This window comes from Paenibacillus sp. HGF5, from assembly GCF_000204455.1.
Taxonomy (GTDB): Bacteria; Bacillota; Bacilli; order Paenibacillales; family Paenibacillaceae; genus Paenibacillus_AQ; species Paenibacillus_AQ lautus_A.
Genome location: NZ_AEXS01000171.1, coordinates 1 through 18803, shown reverse-complemented (window position 1 = coordinate 18803; position 18803 = coordinate 1). Strand labels below are relative to the sequence as shown.

Annotated in this window: 16 protein-coding genes and 1 pseudogene; 11 read left to right on the top strand and 6 right to left on the bottom strand. The window is 50.5% G+C overall.

From position 1 onward, the window contains the following. Window positions 1-4: 4 nt before the first annotated feature. Window positions 5-778: a sporulation protein gene (locus HMPREF9412_RS28545; protein ID WP_009595388.1), complete on the bottom strand. Its 774-nt coding sequence runs from the start codon at window positions 776-778 to the stop codon at window positions 5-7. Between the two features lie 234 nt (window positions 779-1012). On the opposite strand from HMPREF9412_RS28545, the gene rlmD reads away from it, so the two are divergent. The 4 genes from rlmD (at window position 1013) to HMPREF9412_RS28525 (ending at window position 5228) form a co-directional block, all read left to right on the top strand. Further along, window positions 1013-2611, top strand: a complete 1599-nt coding sequence (gene rlmD / locus HMPREF9412_RS28540) for a 23S rRNA (uracil(1939)-C(5))-methyltransferase RlmD (protein WP_009595379.1) — start codon at window positions 1013-1015, stop codon at window positions 2609-2611. 276 nt (window positions 2612-2887) lie between these two features. Next, entirely contained in the window at window positions 2888-3463 is a 576-nt protein-coding gene (locus HMPREF9412_RS28535) for a 50S ribosomal protein L25 (RefSeq protein ID WP_009595356.1), read from the top strand. A 256-nt stretch (window positions 3464-3719) separates the two neighbouring features. Continuing rightward, window positions 3720-4817 carry a leucine-rich repeat domain-containing protein gene (locus HMPREF9412_RS28530; RefSeq protein ID WP_009595390.1) on the top strand — a complete coding sequence of 366 codons (1098 nt, stop codon included), beginning with the start codon at window positions 3720-3722 and terminating at the stop codon, window positions 4815-4817. Between the two features lie 24 nt (window positions 4818-4841). Beyond that, window positions 4842-5228, top strand: coding sequence for an iron chaperone (locus tag HMPREF9412_RS28525; protein WP_009595364.1), 387 nt, complete (start codon window positions 4842-4844; stop codon window positions 5226-5228). Between the two features lie 46 nt (window positions 5229-5274). Here HMPREF9412_RS28525 and HMPREF9412_RS28520 read toward each other — a convergent pair whose 3' ends face one another. Further along, the gene (locus HMPREF9412_RS28520; RefSeq protein WP_009595348.1) at window positions 5275-5703 is read right to left on the bottom strand and encodes a GNAT family N-acetyltransferase; all 429 of its coding nucleotides are present in this window, start codon (window positions 5701-5703) and stop codon (window positions 5275-5277) included. A gap of 351 nt (window positions 5704-6054) precedes the next feature. Between HMPREF9412_RS28520 and erm the strand changes: the two genes are divergently transcribed. The 7 genes and pseudogenes from erm to HMPREF9412_RS28485 all read left to right on the top strand — a co-directional run bounded on the left by erm (window position 6055) and on the right by HMPREF9412_RS28485 (window position 11863). Then, complete coding sequence (gene erm, locus HMPREF9412_RS28515) at window positions 6055-6921, top strand: 23S ribosomal RNA methyltransferase Erm (protein WP_009595350.1); 867 nt, start codon at window positions 6055-6057, stop codon at window positions 6919-6921. Between the two features lie 127 nt (window positions 6922-7048). Beyond that, a pseudogene (locus tag HMPREF9412_RS28510) lies at window positions 7049-7427 on the top strand (MerR family transcriptional regulator). After that, entirely contained in the window at window positions 7424-7744 is a 321-nt protein-coding gene (locus HMPREF9412_RS28505) for a thioredoxin family protein (RefSeq protein WP_009595391.1), read from the top strand. The pseudogene HMPREF9412_RS28510 and the gene HMPREF9412_RS28505 overlap by 4 nt, the downstream one beginning before the upstream one ends. Before the next feature lie 141 nt (window positions 7745-7885). Next, window positions 7886-8563 carry a CPBP family intramembrane glutamic endopeptidase gene (locus tag HMPREF9412_RS28500; protein WP_009595377.1) on the top strand — a complete coding sequence of 226 codons (678 nt, stop codon included), beginning with the start codon at window positions 7886-7888 and terminating at the stop codon, window positions 8561-8563. Between the two features lie 87 nt (window positions 8564-8650). Then, entirely contained in the window at window positions 8651-9058 is a 408-nt protein-coding gene (locus tag HMPREF9412_RS28495) for a MerR family transcriptional regulator (protein ID WP_009595358.1), read from the top strand. Continuing rightward, a complete protein-coding gene (locus tag HMPREF9412_RS28490; protein WP_009595381.1) occupies window positions 9045-9785 on the top strand; it encodes an SDR family oxidoreductase in 741 nt (246 codons plus the stop codon). Before HMPREF9412_RS28495 ends, HMPREF9412_RS28490 begins: the two co-directional genes overlap by 14 nt. 149 nt (window positions 9786-9934) lie before the next feature. Continuing rightward, window positions 9935-11863, top strand: a complete 1929-nt coding sequence (locus HMPREF9412_RS28485; protein WP_009595367.1) for a PAS domain S-box protein — start codon at window positions 9935-9937, stop codon at window positions 11861-11863. 57 nt (window positions 11864-11920) lie between these two features. Here the strand turns inward: HMPREF9412_RS28485 and HMPREF9412_RS28480 are convergent, their stop codons facing one another. The 4 genes from HMPREF9412_RS28480 to HMPREF9412_RS32315 form a co-directional block, all read right to left on the bottom strand. Continuing rightward, window positions 11921-13633, bottom strand: coding sequence for a cellulase family glycosylhydrolase (locus HMPREF9412_RS28480; protein ID WP_009595361.1), 1713 nt, complete (start codon window positions 13631-13633; stop codon window positions 11921-11923). 345 nt (window positions 13634-13978) lie between these two features. Next, window positions 13979-17458 (bottom strand): copper amine oxidase N-terminal domain-containing protein, encoded by a 3480-nt coding sequence (locus HMPREF9412_RS28475; protein ID WP_009595352.1) that lies wholly within the window; start codon window positions 17456-17458, stop codon window positions 13979-13981. 174 nt (window positions 17459-17632) lie between these two features. Then, entirely contained in the window at window positions 17633-18607 is a 975-nt protein-coding gene (locus HMPREF9412_RS28470) for a proline dehydrogenase family protein (RefSeq protein WP_254664126.1), read from the bottom strand. A 72-nt stretch (window positions 18608-18679) separates the two neighbouring features. Further along, window positions 18680-18793 (bottom strand): helix-turn-helix domain-containing protein, encoded by a 114-nt coding sequence (locus tag HMPREF9412_RS32315; RefSeq protein ID WP_254664128.1) that lies wholly within the window; start codon window positions 18791-18793, stop codon window positions 18680-18682. Window positions 18794-18803: the final 10 nt, after the last annotated feature.

Here is an 18803-nt window from a genome sequence, read left to right as displayed (position 1 = left end):
TTCATTAGATCGATCTGCGGATGACACGGTCCAGAATTTGGGCCACGTGGGATGGTCCTTGGGCCAGATCCTGCTTGTCGAGGGTTACCCAGGAGTGCTGTTCATCCATATCGAGCGAACGCTGGAGCCAGCCTGAAACGCCTCTGCCTCTACGGTCGACTTCGACCAGGATGGAAATCCCCTCCTGCTCCGGATAGAGAATCAATTCAAGCTCTTTGATATGACCGGCATAGGAGGAGCCGGGATAAAATTCAATTTCCTGCACGAATGGAACACCCTGGCCGAGCCGCGGATGATATTCGCATGTTGCTATTTTGAAGCTGAAGCCAAGCGCTTCGACGGCGTCGAAGACAATGGATGCGTCCTCGTTCGGTTCGACGTCGATGAAATCGCGGTCCTTCGGATCGATGGCATTATCGATATCGAGTCCGGTGTGGATCCATACCGGCTGCCGCGAAATGGTGAGCGGCGTTTCCAGCGGCAAAGGAAAGGCGAACGGAATTTCCTGCTGATCGCCAGGCTTCAACGTGAGGCGGCTTGAGACGTTGACTTTTGCAATGGTATAGGATTCTATGTATTTCTTGTCGTCGCTTTCCCTGGTATATTCCGTCATCAGTTTCAAATAGATGCGGTCGACCGTCTGCTCTACGTTTCCTCCCTTAATGTGAATGATTCCGCGTACTTCCTCACCCGGATAATAGGAGGATTTTTCGAGGTGCGTATCGATCTGGGCGGCTCCAATTCCTACACTGGCTAGCATTTTGTTAAAAAACGACATAAAAGATACCTCCATAAGAGAATGTATGATAATGGAATTATACGCTGGAGGATCGTCTCTGGTTTCCATATCGAAAAAATATTTTTTGCGGTTTTTTGCGGAGTAAAGATGTTGGTGCCAATGAAGCGAAAGAATCCCCGTATAACACCGGAAAAAAGTACATGGCTCGTTCGCATTCGCGGGACCGTCATGGTATATTGGACACGATACCATTAAGGATGGAGCAATTAAGGCATGAGTGAACAACGGCGTTCCGGAAAAGGAACCAACAACAGCAAATCAGCGGCATACGGGAAGAAGCAGGGCGAGCGGACTGCAGCGAACCAAGCAGGGGCAAAGCCGACCTTTCAACGTGACCGTATGAAGAACAGCAATTCGTCGTCGGCATCCCCGCATGCGAAGGGGAGACGAGCGGATCAATATAAGCAAGAGGTACGCGGACCGAAGCCGTCATCCGGACGCGAGCATGCGGATGAGCTGCAGGCCGGGGACGTGATAGTCGTTACGATCAAACGCCTCGGCATTAACGGCGAGGGAGTGGGTTACTACCGCCGCAAGGCGGTGTTTATCGATGGAGCGATCACGAATGAAGTGGTCAAAGCCGAGGTGAGGGAGGTTCAGCCTAAATTTATCAAGGCCCAGCTGCTGGAAGTGGAGAAGCGGTCGCCTCACCGGATAGAGCCTCCTTGCCCGGTATTCGGCATCTGCGGCGGATGCCAAATTCAGCATATTTCCTATGAGGGACAGCTGCAGGCGAAGACGGATATCGTGCGCGAGGCGTTCAGCCGGTACGCGGGATTGGACGATGTCAAGTTTAAGCCGATTCTCGGGATGGAGCATCCATGGGACTACCGGAACAAAGCGCAGCTGCAGCTGAAACGGAGGGGCCATGAAGTGATCGCAGGGCTCTATGAAGCGGACAGCCATACGATTGTGGATATCAGCGGCTGCCCGATTCAGCATCCGAAGGTCAATGAAACGGTGGAGAAGGTCAAATCCGTACTCGAGGAATTGCGGATTCCGCTTTATAAGGAGAATGGTGCCAAGGATGGCGTGCGGACGATCGTAGTCCGTCACGGCTTCCAATCCGGGGAAGTGCAGGTGACGCTGATCACGGCTGGAAGCAAGCTGCCAAGGCAGGACGATCTCGTTCGTATGCTGCGCCTTACCATTCCGGAGGTAAGCGGAATTTCACTCAATATCAATCCGAAGAAAACCTCGCTCATCTTCGGAGACCGGACAATCTCGCTATGGGGCGCCGAGAGCATGCAGGAATCGCTGAGCGACCTGCAATTCTCGCTGTCGCCGAGAGCGTTCTTCCAGCTGAATCCGCAGCAGACGGTCAAGCTGTACGAGTCGGTCCGGGCGGCAGCGGGGCTGACCGGGAAGGAAACCGTCATCGACGCCTACTGCGGCACTGGCACGATCGGTCTGTGGCTTGCGCCGTATGCCAAGGAGGTGCGCGGAATCGAGACGATACCCGAAGCCGTCGAGGACGCCAAGGCGAATGCGCAGCGGAACGGAAGGGCTAACGCCAGCTTCCACGTCGGCCAAGCCGAAGAGCTGCTGCCACGCTGGGTCAAGGAGGGCATGAAGCCGGACGTCATCATTGCCGACCCGCCGCGCACTGGCCTGGACCCACGCTTCCTGGAAACGGTGCTCCGCACCAAGCCGAAGCGGTTTGTATACGTATCCTGCAACCCTTCGACCTTAGCCAAAGACTGCAAGGTGCTTCTGGACGGCGGCTACGAGCTTGAATGGGCGCAGCCGGTCGATATGTTCCCGCAAACCAGCCATGTGGAGGCAGTCTTATTGATGAAGCTGAAATCATAGAAGCCATATGATGGCTTCATGTAAGCGAGTTTCCATTTTTGCTTTGGTCGACAACGCCCCCTTTCTATGATATGGTAGCAAGTAATTAGGCATTTCGTTCCCCTGGAACGAGGTGCCTTCTCGCATATATAAAAGGTTTTTACATTAAATGTCTATCTGGAGGTGATGCAATGGTGCTCCTGATTTCCCCGCTACGGGGGGAGAAATCCGTAGTTCATCATGGACGATCGATGGAGAGTGCACCCAAATAACGATAATCTGAGGAGTGTTGTTGAGATGAGAGTACATTTACGAGCAGAAACGCGCGCTGCGATGAACAAAACCGGACTGAAGCAGCTTCGTCTTTCGGGACGAATTCCGGCGGTTGTATTTGGCACAGGGGAAAACAATATGATGATTCAACTGTCCGCCAAAGAGTTCGGCAAATGGGCACGGAACGGCAAAGGAGGAATCCTTGAGCTTCATTTTGAAGATCGGGAGCCGATTCCGGTTTTGCTGGAGTCCGTTCAGCGTGATCCGGTAACTCGTGAATACATTCATGTCGACTTTTTACGTATCAATATAAATGAAGTTGTGCGGACGAGAGTGAATCTCGATTACATCGGCACCGCAAAAGGAGCCAAATCGGGAGGAGTCGTCCAAATCCAAAGCACGTTCATTGAGATCGAGTCCTTTCCGGACCAAATTCCTGCCACGATTCCCGTTGAAATCAGCAGACTAGAGATCGGGAATTCGCTGCATGTCGGGGATCTCAAGCTGCCCGATGGTGTCGTGCCGATTTCTTCGGCCAACGAGCTGCTTGTATCGGTGGTAACGCCGAAAGTCCAGTCGGAACAACCGGAGGCTATCTAGCTTCTGCTGCCGGCAATGGCTTCCCGAATATCGGGAAGCCATTGCCGTTTTTTTTCGTTAAAGCCCTTGATCGGAATCCGCGCTGGCAGAGGAAAGCTCTTTACCCGTCAATTTCTTCCATAATTCCCCTGGGAAGTAGGTAGAAAGACCCCTGACCTTTTTCAAGGCGGAACCCTATAATGGAATTGCGGGAAGTCGGACAACGGAATCCCGGTTAAGCGCGAATTGATCAGGAGCTTGCCCTAAGGAGGACACGATGGATATAACCCAGGATTTCATAGATGAACGATTCAAAGCTTATGTGCTCGAAACCTATTGCGGGAACCGTGAACGGATTCAGGCGGGCGATGTAGAACATATTATATCGCTGCAGCTTTCAAATCATGGATACTCAAGTCTAAAGGGGATCGAGCATTTCACGTCGCTTGAAGAACTGGATTGTTCGTCCAATAGCCTGACGGAGCTAGATCTCAGCAAGAATAGCAACTTGAAAACGCTGAATTGCGGGTTTAACCGAATTCGAAATTTGGATGTCAGTCACAACGCCATGCTGACGAAGCTGGTCTGTTACTGGAATATTCTATCCGAGCTGCGGCTCGAGCAGAACGTGGATTTAACGGAGCTGGATTGCAGCTACAACTCCCTGTTTGCTTTGGAGCTGCATCAGAACCCCCGGCTAACCTATCTCCACTGCGCAAACAATTATTTAATGAGCTTACACCTGGAGGAATGTCCGGACTTGATCGAAATCCGCTGCAACCACAATCATCTGACGAAGCTGGACGTAACCGGAAATCCTTCGCTGCAAAGCTTGAGATGCTTCAATAATCACATCACCGAATTGGATCTCACTCGCAATGTGCTATTAACGGAGCTCTATTGCTCGGAGAACAAAATCTCCAAACTGGATACGCATCGTAATCCCAAGCTGGAGCGGCTGAACCATTCCAACAATCTCATCATGGAGCCGGACCATACCGTTAAGGGCGTTGGGACCTTCGAATACGATGTCTCGCTGTCTTTTTACGGGGCCAGGCTTCAATGGAAGGAGACGGAGCTCTCCGTCAGCACGGAGGCCTCTGCCGAAGCGGATATGAACCGGCTGTCCCCGGTCATCCGGAATGCCTGGGCGAATTTTGGGGAGCTGAATGATCGAGCGCTGGATCTGATTGCCGGGATGCATCCCGACGAAGACGTGAACGAGTTGGTTCTATCCGAGCTTGCCTTCGACAAGGACGGCACGTTTCGGCTAGGGTATGATGCAGGCGATACGCCGGCGGGACAACTATACATATACGTCCTGTTTAATGACAAGCTTGAAATGAACGGGGATCTCGTTTATGAAACGTATTAACCTGCGAAAGGGCTGTTATATCTGATGAATGACAAAATCGTATACGGGTCGATCGACGAATACATTTCGAGCTGTGCACCGGAGGTCCAGGGAATTCTGCAGACATTAAGGCGTGTGATACAGGAATCAGCCTCGCATGCCAAGGAAAAAATCAGCTACCAGATGCCAACCTTCGACCTCCACGGGAACCTCGTGCATTTTGCGGCATTCAAGAAACATATCGGCTTTTACCCCGCGCCCAGCGGGATCGAGGCGTTCCAGGATGAGCTGAAGGAATATCATACGTCCAAGGGAACCTTGCAATTTCCGATCGATCAGCCGCTGCCTTATGAACTGATACGCCGAATCGTCCAATATCGGGTTCAGCAAAACCTGGAGAAGGCAGAAAGCAAAGCGAAGAAGAAGAGGTAGGCAAAGTGCTCGGGAGGGGAAGGCAGCCTTGCTGCCTTCGTTTATCTTATAGATTTTTCTTCATATAGTAGTGGGTATGCCGCCCGGCGTTCTCGATTTTGCCATACACTTCGTAACCCTGCCTGAGGTAAAAATCCAAGGCTTGAAAGCTCAGCGTATCCAATTTAACGAAGTCGCATTGCTTTTCCTTTGCGATGTTTTCGGCCTTGTTTAACAGTTTGGCACCGTACCCCGATTGACGGAAGGGTTCATCCACGAACAAATAGTGGATCTCCAGCCAGTTCCAGCATATTTCCCCAACGACCCCGCCCAAAATCTGACCGTCCTCCTTCCTTAACAACAAGTTGATTTCCTGGTAACGGCCTTTTAATTCGTCAGGGAAATGCTTCAGATTATACGCAATCATTTGGTTTCTTACGTAATGTTTGTCCACGCTATTGGTTTCATTTGATTCATTCGTGAAATAGATACTCATATCGTTTTACTCCTTCTGGTATGCCGGATGCGAGGTGTTCGCAGGATTCGAACACGGGTTATGCTAGCTATCCTCCTCAACATACCATATGTACTGCATGTACCGGCGGTAAAAAATCCTTTTAACAGAATGTACCCGTGAGCCAGCGGGGGGAGCTATGTTATACTGTCAGTGTTATTTTATCCGTTCCATCTAAGGGAGGATTGTCCTGACATGTGCTGCATCGCATTCATACGTATTCGTTAATGAGGGTACAGAACATCTACATCCATCCATTTTCATGTAAAAATGCGAAGGATTATTTGTGCTGTGCCTTTTTCATTACTATACGAATGAATGAGGTGCTTTTTTGTGTCCAAATATCATAAAAAACATCGTGAAAAGCTGAAGAAACCGTCCAACTTTTCCGCGCAGCATCTGTTAATCAGCAAAAGGCTGATTCATGATATGATCGACTTGGCCCAGATTCGCTCCACCGATACCGTTCTTGATATCGGCGCGGGTACAGGGGCGTTAACCCTTCCTCTTGCAGAGAAAGCAGGACACGTGCTTGCGATCGAGACGGATCCGGCATTTGTGGATAAACTGCTGGGCAAGATGAAGGATAGCAGCAACATTCGCGTCAAGCAGTCGGATTTTCTGGAAATCCCGCTGCCGAGAAATCCATTTGCCGTCGTGGCCAATATTCCGTATTCGATCACCACGCCGATCATGGGGAAGCTTTTGGAGTGCCCCGGCCTCCCTCTGCAGCGGGCCGCACTGCTTGTGGAGATGGGGGCATCCAAACGTTTTACGGCCGTTCCCATTCAAGATCCGCGAATTCTCAGCTGGAGGATGCAATACGACATTCGGCTCGTGCGGACCGTTTCGCCCCATCATTTTGCGCCGCCTCCCCAAGTGGATTCAGCCATTCTGACCATTCACCGGAGGAAGAAGCCGCTCATTGCCGCATCGAGTCAGCCCAAGTTTACGGCGCTGGCCGCCTATGGTCTGCGGGATGCCCGGCTGCCGTTATTTGCGGCTCTATCGGGCGTGTTTACGCCTCCCCAGATGGCGAAGCTCGTTAAAGTGCTGAGAGTGGACCGAGAGCTCCCCATCGGTCGGCTGAACGAAGAGCAGTGGGGGACCGTCTTTCATACGATGCTCCAGCATGTGCCTGCGAATCGCTGGCCGAAGCTTCGCAAGGGCGCTGGAAGCAAGTCCAAGAAAAGAAAGTGACTTTGGGAGCGTGAGCCTGCGCTACTAATCTTCGCTTTTTGAAAAAAATCGCGAAATCCTCTTGACCCTGACACTAGTGTCAGGGTTTACAATGAAATCGAATCGTTTGTCCAGGAGGTGTGAAAGCATGAAAATCGGAGAACTCGCGGCCCGTACCGGCGTCAGCATTCGTTCGCTGCGGTACTACGAGCAGCAAGGATTGCTGACGCCGGTCCGAAACGAGAACGGTTATCGGGAATATTCGATGCTTGCGGAAGAGCAGGTGCGTACCATCCAGTTATATCTAAACCTTGGATTGACCACCGAGCAGATCGCCGGTTTCTTGCATTGCGTCCTGAAAAACAAAGAGGCGTTTTGCGCGGAGGTGTTCCCGATTTTTCGTCAAAAAAATCGCAGAGATCGAAGCGCAGATTCACCAGCTGAATCATATCAAGATGAATCTGGAGGAACGCATGCAATCGATTCTGGATGAACGGAAATCGGAGGAAGCGGAGGAATGCAAATGAGTTTACCACGATTAGACGCAGGGAGCTTTCAAAGCTCGATCAACCAGAACGGGGTCACGCTTGTTGAATTCGGAGCCGCATGGTGTCCGCCCTGTAAAGTGCTGCTTCCCATTCTGGAAGAGCTGAGCCGGGAGGAGGCGGGTCGCCTGGACATCTATCAGGTGGATTGTGACGAATCCCCCGAGCTTGCTGCCCAATTCGGCATCATGTCCATGCCGACGGTGATTGTGTTTCATAACGGAGAACCGGCAGATAAACTGATAGGGCTCCGGCCGAAGAGTGTATACCAAGCGGCGCTGGGCCGTTATGTATCATAAAATGAATGAATAGCGAAAACGCCTCTGATATGGTGATGTCAGGGGCGTTTTCTTTTGGAGTAGAGGGCATTACGCCCGGCGTATCGAACTCTAATATATGGAAGATGTATGGATCTAACCTGTTTAAAGGAGATACTTTCAATGAGATCAAGAAGGAAAATCGTTTCTCTTATGGCCATCATCGTATTTAGCTGTCTAGCCATGAGCTTGGTCGACGCGGTGATCCGTCCGGATTACGCCGTCAAATCCGCCATCAAAATCATCCTCTTTCTGACACTGCCGATTGGCTACGCCATCATCGCCGGCGGGGTTCCGTTTCGCAGGCTGTTCGCTTTCGAGAGAAGGGGTCTCCTAACCTCCCTGCTGCTGGGACTCGGCGTATTCGCCTTCATACTCGGCGCCTATTTTGGGCTGGGGCCTTTATTCGACTTTACCAAGGTGACAGGGGCACTGGAGGATAATATGGGTGTCAATGCAGGCAATTTCGTATTGGTCTCCCTTTACATATCCATCGTGAATTCATTGCTGGAAGAGTTCTTTTTCCGGGGATTTGCTTTTTTCACGCTGAAGGAGCAGGTTGGGCGCAGGTTTGCATATGTATTCAGTGCCGGGGCTTTTGCCGTGTATCATGTTGCGATGATGTCCAGCTGGTTCTCGGTAGGACTGTTCCTCTTGTTAATCGCGGGACTGGTTGTGGCGGGACTGTTGTTTAACTGGCTGAATGAGCGAAACGGCAATATTTATGCGTCCTGGATGGTGCATATGTTTGCCAATTTTGCGATCAATGCGATCGGTTTGATGCTGTTCGGGATGATTTGAGTGTAGGGGTGTCGGGCTCCCGGGATAGCCTTGTAAAATGACGGATTGACCCTCACATGATGTGATGCTTTAAAATGCGGATAACCGATGAAAAAGGAGCTGCTTGGCGTGCATATTAGTGAATTGTCACGAAAAACGGGCGTAAGTCTTCGTTCCTTGCGTTATTACGAGGAGAAGGAGCTGCTGTGTCCGGAGCGTCTGGATAATGGCTATCGCGAATACAGGGCAACGGATATCGAGCGGGTCCGCTTGATTCAGATGTATTTTAGCCTGGGATTGACGGTGAAGGAAATTATGAGTTTTTTTCAATGCGCGTTCGATGAGCAGATCAAAATCGAATGTCTTCCTAATGCCATTGAGGTGGGAAGGCGGAAGCTGGATGACATCCAGCTGCAGATGGAGATGCTGAAACAGGCGGAACTCCATTTGGAGAAGAGCATTGCGACATGGGAAGCTATTTTGCATAAGGGGGACGGGCGTCGTGAACAAGGCTAAAGGGGAAGAGGTACAGCGAATGGCCGTTGTGACGGGAGGCAACCGCGGGATTGGAAAAGAGATAGCCAGACAGCTCGCTGCCAAAGGGCTTCAGGTGCTGATTACATCCCGTGACGAAGAGAATGGAAGGCTGGCAGTCCTGGAACTGCTTGCCGAGGGGCTCCGTGTGAAACTGCATGTAGCGGATGTCCATGAGGTCCGCGATGTGGCAGGAATGATGAATCGAATACAGTCTGACTATGGGCGCCTTGACGTGCTGGTGAACAATGCCGGGGTGATTTTGGATCGAGGCGTTTCTGTGATCGATGTAGAGGAGTCGGTCTTGCGCGCAACGCTGGAGACGAATTTTTTCGGGGCTCTGCGAATGACGCAGGCTGCAATACCTTTGATGAAGCAGCATCAATACGGGCGTATCGTAAACATCTCTTCGGGTCTTGGAGCCTTCGAAATCATGCAGGGCGGTTATGGTTTACAAGGCTCATCCGCGGCATACCGCATCTCCAAAACGATGCTGAACGCGTTAACCTGCCTCGTCTCGCAGGATGTAGCCAATACCGGAATAAAGGTGAATGCGGTGTGCCCGGGCCGGGTTCAGACCGATATGGGAGGAGCAGACGCTCCGTTAACCGTTGCCGAAGGGGCCGATACGGCGGTATGGCTGGCGATGATGGAGGATGATGGACCCAGCGGGAATTTTTTTCGTGAACGGCAAAGAATCGCTTGGTAATGCGGAAGTAATTTCAGCTAACAAGGGATTACGACTATCATAAGGTATACCGATGACTCTACTAATGATTAGCAATATAAAATTACTCTGAAAAAACTCCTATTTTGAAGACGCTGATGTATAATAAGCGGTATCAGGAGGTGCAGAGTATGAGTGATATCAACATTTTCGGCCATCAGGCTCTGTTTGAACATGTCTATAAAAGTGCTCCAATTGGCATTGCCCTGGTTACGATAGAAGGAAGCTGGATCAGCGTAAATCCTGCGGCGTGCAAGATGTTTGGCTACACGGACGAAGAATTGATGGCACAGCCGGCAACCGATTATATTTACTCTGAATGCATTAACAATAAAGACAAGCTGTTACAATCTCTGGATGAAGCGTCCTCAACCATTTCGGTGGAGAAACAATTCGTACATAGGGATGGCAATGTCATCTGGGCGTCGATACATGTTTCTCTCGTTCGCGACGATCAGGATCAAACTCCCTTGTTCTTCATTTCGCAAATTGTTGATATTACCGACAGCAAGGTAGCCGAGCAGAAGCTCCAGGAGAGTATTGAGCGATACACCTCGCTGAAGAAGTATAACCATGATGCGATTATTTCCTTCAATCTGGAAGGCAGGATTATTAACGGGAACCAGATGGCGGAGCAGCTGACGGGTTTTAAGATTCCGGAGTTAATCGGAACCAAAATCTCGAATTTGATCGGCGAACGCAATCTCGCCCGAGTGCTTTCTTCTGCGGCCGATTATGTTGCCGCCGAGAAGGGGATTAACTGCATCCATCACAAGGACGGGCATCAGGTTGAAGTGCTCGCGACGCTTGCTCCCATTGTCATTCATGGCAAAAATGTGGGCTTCTACATTATAGCCAAGGATATGACGGAGCAGAAAAGGCTTATCATCGAGAAGGAAGCAGCCGAGAAGACGAATAAAGCCAAAAGCGAGTTTCTGGCGATGATGAGCCATGAGATCCGTACGCCGATGAACGGCGTAATCGGAATGACGGATTTGATACTGGAAACCGAGCTGGATGAGGAGCAGCAGGAGTACGTGCAGATCATCAAGAAGAGCGGGACAACCCTGCTGAACATCATAAATGATATTTTGGATTTCTCGAAGATCGAATCGGGCAGAACGGAGCTGGTGGAGGAAACATTCAGCCTAAGAACGGCCCTGTCCGAGACATTGAATATGATTCTTCCGAAGGCGCTGGACAAAAATATTGAGGTGACCACCTCTGTAGCGTCCGACGTGCCGAATCAAGTCTATGGGGATGTGACGAAGCTGCGGCAGGTATTAATGAACCTGCTCAGCAATGCCATTAAATTTACGCCGAACGGTGCCGTTTCGATCTCCGTTCAGTGTGTCAGGGACCAAGCTAACTCGGAGCTCATACAATTCTCCGTTACGGATACGGGCATAGGGGTGCCAAGCGAGAAGATTGCGCAGCTGTTCGAACCCTTCTATCAGGTGGATCATTATATGACACGGCAGGTGGAAGGGACGGGACTCGGACTGGCCATATGCAAAAAACTCGTTCAGTTGATGGGCGGGGATATCTGGTATGAGCGAAATCCGAATCAGCAGGGGTCCGTCTTTACGTTTACGGTCGATTTTTCGTTTAGTGCAAACGCGGGCAACATGCCGGAGGCCGGGACGGTTCACGAGAATCACTCCGACGGCAGCGATCTGAAAATTTTGATTGCTGAGGATAATGAGGTCAACCAATTAGTCCTCAAGAAGATGATTGAGAAGCTGGGGTACAATTCGACTACCGTTCTTAATGGGCTCGAGGCGGTAGAGGCCTTTAAGCGATATCCGTATGATATGGTGTTCATGGATATACAGATGCCTTTCATGGATGGCATGGAAGCGGTCCAGCTCATTAAGGAATCGGCCCCGCCCGATCATCAACCTTATATCGTCGCCGTGACGGCCCATGCGATCAAGGGGGATCGGGAGAAATATTTAGGAATGGGCATGGATGAGTATGTCAGCAAGCCTGTCAGCTTGAATGTCATCTCGGCCATTATCGATCAGTTTCTGGCTGAACGAAATATTGCGCAGGCCTAAATACACAAAAGCTCAAGTGATTTCACTTGAGCTTTTGTTATTCCCATGCAGCATAACCTAGGAGGTGCTGCCGGTCACGCTGCTGCCGTTCTTCGTTAGGTTGTAGGTAATGACCTCGCCGCTCCAGAAATGAAACTTGAGGATGACTTCTCCGTCTCTGACCTCGTTAAAAAAGACAGGTTTAAGCTTGATTTCATGGCTCGCGTAGGATGGGGAAAACGTGTATTCAAATTCCTTAAAGGAGGTCCAGTCCTGCGGCCCTGCATTGCCTCCCGATGCGTAAACAGCCTCCATCGTGGCCAGCTGATCCCCATTGAACGTCGCGGGAATGCTGAACGAGTCGGTGGTTCCCTGCGTGCTGCGCAGCACAGGCGTATCATGATAGACAACCCTGAAGTTCCAGTCCGCGCCTCGATTGAACTTGACCGTCAGTACGGCATTCACTCCGAATTGCCCGGATGAGGTCAGCCTGGACAGCAGGCTGGATGTAAACGTAATCGTATTTCCGTTCAGCGTATAATCCTGCCCGGCGACTAACCGTTGTCCGTTTGAGCGGATTTCGGTCAGTGCGTTGCCGTTCAAGTTCAATGGGATGCTTTGATCCTGGACAGCCGCTCCTTTTTTCACAAAAATCAGATCGGTATCAGCCGTGGAAGAACGTACGCTCCAACCTGCCTTCATGATGTTGTACAGCTCCGGATCGGACCAGGTAAAGGCGGTTCGCTTAAAGTGCTGGCCGTTGTCCCATAACATATGGGTAATGTTCTTCTGTTTGAGATAATAGGTTAGGTATTCGAAGAACTTCAGTTTCTCGCCCTGCTCAATGACCCCTGTGCTTTGATCGAAGCCAAGCAGCCCGTATTCGCCAAGGATAACGGGAATCCCTCTGGCGATAAAAGTGTCATATACATGGTTGAACGTCTGATCGATATCGTTTCGGGTATCCGTCTCAAAACGGGTATACCCCGCGATGTTCACGCTGAACGGCCAAAACCCATAATAATGGACGGTGGCGATGAGATTGGCATCATTCAGCTTGGTCATGGTGTTGTACAGCTCGTTCATTCTAGCTTGAGTCGGGGATGCCTCAAGGGTAGAGAGCACAAGCGGCCGGGTTGCATTGCGTGCTCCAGATCCGCGGACGATCCGATGGAACGACGTTTGAAGCTCATCCAGCATCTGAAAGGCTTTGGACTCGTCGGTGGTCCCGCCATCCGAGAAGCGGGGTTCATTGACGCTTTCAAACATCAGCTTGTTCGAATGGGTACGGAAGCGTTGGGCAACTTGAGTCCATACGGCGTTGTACTTGGCAACGACCTCGTTGCGGTTGTTCTCCATATGGCTGATCCACAGCCACGAATCGTGATGGACATTGATCATGACGTACAGATCGGCGTCCAGTGCCCAATCGACAACCTCCTCGACCCGGTCCATGTAAGAGGCGTCGATGGCATAACTCGGTGCACTGCCGATGTGATGGCTCCAGGTTACCGGAATGCGGATGCTCTTATATCCCTGTGCCGCGATTTGGTCGATCAGCGCTTTGGTGATGCGCGGATTTCCCCATGCCGTTTCGTCAGCTCCCACGGCATCCAGCGAATTGCCCAGGTTCCAGCCGGGCTGCATATCATTGACGTAGGCTTGGAGATTTTTCTTTGGATGCCTTGGATGTTCGTGTTTCGCTGCGGATGCGTAAGCAGGGAACAATGAGATGACCAGAGAAACGATGAGAGCCAAGGAACAGATGGATTTCTTATTGAGGTTTATCATTAGCATCTCCTTTGTTTTGAAGTTGTGAAGCGGTATTTTCACTAGATCCATTCAATAACCGTTATCCGTTTGTTGAGGACCTAGCTGCAACATTGGCTTTTAAGGTCAGGATTCACCTCCAAATAATATTTTTGAAAGCGTTTTCTGTTTTTAAATTATCATATTTTTCCATGAGGAAGTACCCGGATAATTCATCTTAAAATCATGTGAAAATTAGTTATGAGATGCAAGGTGTTTTGAAAATGGGGGCTTGATGGAAGAAGCGGATAAAAAAGAGCCGTACCTCATCGTCTTAGTGATGAGGTACAGCTCTACATGTTAAGGCTTATTCTGATGCACCTTGGATTAAGGCGTTTTCTTTAATACAACAAGCGTTTTGGACGCTTCGGATAAAGGCGTTGCGGATTGTGCGCTCGAAGCAAGTTTCTTATCCTGGGATTGCACGGACAGGACATAAACGGCGTACTTCGCATTGTCTTTAATGTCTTTACCCAGGGCATCCTTGGCAGGGATATCGATGAGGGTCGAGACATCTTTGCCATCCGGTTTTATTGTTGCATTCTTATCTTCTTTGGCAGCGGCGTCCGTTGCTGCTTTAAGAGTAAAGGTCTTGATGTTGTCTTCCTCTACAAACAACAGGCGGTAAGCCGTAATGCCTCGCTCATCGATCGCCCTCTTGAAATCGACTTGAAGCTTCCCGTTTGCATCCAGTTTGGCTGTGACGGCCGTGGTTTGGAGCGGGTTCGGGATTTCGAATTCTTTCGACGATTTAGACATAGCATTTGTGGTTGAAACTGTACCATCGGCTACGACAAGAATAAATACTTTGTATTTATATCCGGATTTAACATCCTCACCGTTTACATCTTTTATTCTAGCAGACAGAGTTGTCTCTACCTTGCTGTTTGTTGGTGCAACTGAAGTGTACAAATTTCCATTGGTTATTCTATTGGCATCATCCAATCCAAATCCTTGATCAGATGGTACCACCATAATTCTGTATTCTGCGATGGTGCCTGCATTGGAAGCTGGAGTGAATCTAACGACAATATCACTGGCATTCCCGTTGGTGCTTTCAATCCCGGCATATACGTCCGAAGGAACCGTGACGGCCGTACCCGTAAGCTTGATTGTCGCCGATGGTGCCGACAGGGCATTGCTTATGGAACCATTGTTGCTTACGGACAGTACGAACACTTGGTAATCCACCGAATTGCGAATCGGCTGACCTTCGACGTCTCTTGTTTCAGCTCGCAGAACCTTATTGAAATTGGTGCCAACCGTTACACTATCATAGTTGTCATTACCTACTTTGTTAGCTTGAGCTACAGTAAAGCTGCCGGCGTTGGCTTGCTTTACGACCATGATTCGGTATTCTTTGATATTGGCTTCATTTGCTGGATTGGTGAATGATACTTTCAAGTCGCTTGCGTTATTAAAGTCGCTCACATCCGCTGCTGTAACGTTCGTTACTGCCGCTACCTGGGTCACGCCTTGAATCGTAACCGCATTAGAGACCGCCGAAAGCGCGTTGCTGTAATTCGAATAGCTGTTGCCTACAGACAAGACATACACGCGGTAGCTTTGACCTCTTTGAATGAGGTCTCCATCGCTATCCTTGGTCGTGTTAGCCAAATCCCGAGTGATGGTACCGCCGGTTTTGTTAACCAACGTGTAATACCCGTTGCTGTAAGCTTGCGACACGTTCAGGCTTTTGTTTGACTTTACGACAATAACCCGGTAATGGTCGATGTAGCTTTCGCCATAAGCAGGACCGAAGGTGACTTTCAGGTCGCTTCCGTTTCCGTTATTGCCGTTTAGCGTCAGGGACGGCGTGGAAACAGGGTTAACGTTCTGATTGGCGTTCCCAAGCGTAATGGAAGCATAGTCAGATAATGCATTGTTACTGGTCGAATATCCTACGGACAGGACATAAACGCGATAGCTGACGCCATTGCGAATCAGTTCTCCGTCAATATCGCGGCTGCCTGAATTCAGCACTTGCGACATGTAGTTGCTGCTGCTGTTGTTCTTGCTGATTTGCGTATAATAATAGCTGCTTAAATTGTTTGCCCTGTACAGATCAAAATAACTATTCGATGATTTGACAACAAATACCTGGTAATGGCTAATATTCGATTGATCGGACGGGCGATAGAATGACACCTGCAGGTCGCGACCGTCATTGTAGTTGTTCACGTCGGTGACGGACAGGCTGGTAACCGCGCCCACATTGTAGCTGGAACTCAAGATGATGGAGCTTGATGGAGCGGACAGCACGTTGTTATTAGCGTTATTGTTGTCCACCGCCATGACGAATACGCGATAGTACACGCCGTTGCGAATCGTTGCTCCATCCACGTCTCTGGCGCCCGATGACAGCGTCAGGTTCGTGATGTTATTGCCGGTTTTATTGACATGGGTATAGTAGTTGTAGCTGGAAGCCGTGTTGGCTCTGCTTAGGTTGAAGCTGCTATAACTGCTGTCCTTTACGACAAACACGCGATAAGAATGAATGCTGGATTCGTTGGACACCTTGTTGAAGCTTACGCGCAGATCGCGGCCATCACCGGCATCGCCGATATCCGTTACCTGCGTGATGAAAGGAACCGTTGTATTCCCCGTGCTGAGGGTGATGCTGGCCGAACCGGACGAGAGGTTGCTTGCAAGCACGCTCTCGTTGCTGCTGACAGACTGAACGAATACGGTGTAAGCGACTCCGCTGCGAATGAGCTCGCCTGAAGTATCGCGGGCGGAAGAGCTCAGCGTCGTGGACAGCGTTGTGTTCGTCGTGCTAGTTTTGCTTACCGTTGAGTAATTTTGGCTGGATACAGACTTGGCTGCCGCCAGATTGAAGTTAGCTGCATCCTTCGTTTTTACGACAAATACTCGGTAGTTGCTTACATTGCTCTCGTTTTGGGCGCGCGTGAAGCTGACCTGAAGATCACGGCCATCGCCGTAGTCGCTCACATCGCTCGCTTTCACGTTGGTTGCGCCGTTCACCGAATTGGTGTTGGTCAGCGTCAACGACGGGGAAGCCGAGGAAAGGGCATATGCGCCGCCTGTTTTGCTGACTGCCAATACATAAGCCTTATAAGCTTGATTATCGCGGATAAGGTCACCGTCCACATCCTTTGAACCGGATGTAAGGGTCAGCATCGGATCCGAGCCGGTCGGATATACCGATGTGTAAGCAGCGGAGGATACGCGCTGTGCCTCGGTTTGGTTTAACGTCTTGGACTGCTTCACAATCATGACGCGGTAATGCGAGATTAAAGGTTCGGTCGACGATTTGGAGAAGCTGACCTGCAAATCGCGGCCGTCTCCGGCATTGCCGATATCCCGAAGGGTTACGTAATTCACCGGTGCGATCCCGGTATTGTTTCCGCCGGAATTGTTCGTCGTGGTGACGGTTACGGTTTTCGTTTTGGAATTCCAGCCGATTTTTTGGCCGAGGGCTTCGCTTACGAAGCGGACCGGCACCATGGTGTTGCCTTTTAAGTTCTTCGCCGGTACATCCAGCGCCACCGTCTTGCTATTGATGGTGGCCGTCTTGGAGTTGATTTTTAGGATGACGGTCGTGCCATCCTTGACCGCCGTGACGGTTTTCGTTTTTTGATTCCATTTGACCGATGCGTCCAAGGCTTCGAAGATGGATCGCATCGGAAGCATGACGCGCCCCTGGATCATGACAGGCGCTTGAGGCGTATACAGCTTGACGCCGTCAATCAAGACGCTGATGTTCACTGCCGCCTGGGCCTGCGATTGGAATGTCATGGGGATTAACAGTATAGCTGCTAGCAAGGCAGTCCATATTCTTTTCACACACTCAACCTCCTGAATTCGCTTTGTTATTATTTTCCTCTACAATATGACGCATTCGTCCAGAATAAAGTTTCACCTATTACATCGGCATTCCGAAAATATTTTTTAGTACCAGATCATAAATAAGGGAAGAAACAGCGCCTATTCGCTGTTTCTTCCCTTATTAATTGTTGATCAATATTGGGTGATGGGCTCGGTGCCGCCTGCGATCGACCGGGTCACCGCATCATAGATATTCGGCGGGTGCTCGGCGATTCGGTGGCACAAGTACAGGAACCACTCCTCGCCGTATGTCAGGTAGACTCGGACGGGGAAGCCGTCGTCCTTCAGTTGCTTGGCAAGGTCCGTTCGTATGCCATACAGCATTTCAATTTCGACGGCTGCGCCGCGATACACTTCGTTGCGGGTCATATGCCGCAGGATAGGTTCATCATGAGTGGCGACCGATACCGGCCTGCCTGCCTGAACGCATAAATCCACCATTTGAATGTACCTAGAGGTAAGCGTCTCGGAACGAGGAATATAGCGTCCCTCTTGTTCCTGATAGGCGCCCTTTACGATGCGGATCGTGCCGGAACCGTAGGTAAGAACTTGTTCGAGATCTTCCAGGGTTCGGGGCAGCTGGGCTTGCAGCGTGATGCCGACATTCGCGAACCGGGCCGATATTTTGCGATGCAGCGCAAGTATGGCATCCGTTTTGGCGGACTCCTCCATACTGATGACCAGCTCCAAATCGGCCACCTCCGCTTGGCTGGCAAGCCCTTCAAGATGCCGGTAAGCCAAATCCCCGTCTACCGATAATCCGATATGGGACAGGTCGAGCGAAATACGGGTGCCCGGCCGGCCTTTCGAACAGGCTTCGATTAACCGGGAGAACTCCTGGAAAGCCTGTGTGCATTCGGCTTCGTTCAGGGTATTCTCACCGATATATTCCAGCGAAGCCCGATAACCTCGGGCATCCAGTGCATCCCGGCAGAACAAACCTCGTTCCAGCACGTCTCCCGCGACAAAACGCTCCGCTGCACGCAGCAGGACCGGATACCATTCGGCGGATTGCCGGACGTATTGTTTGAGCTGAAGGTTACGGGCAACTGACTTCAGAGCGTCGGCAAAAGCCCGTTCAGATAAAGAATCGTTCAAGTTAAACACCTCGCAACATTGGGATCTTCATGATTCTATCAACGTCCGCGCGAGGCGGTATTGTATAAAATTGCGGTTTGTTTAAGATGACGCCGCTTTTGCATACCGAAGAGGCGTTGTCCCCACGCACCCGGCAAAAGCTCTCGTGAAATGGCTCTGATCGTAAAAACCGGACTCCGAAGCAACGTCAGCGATGGCCTTCCCC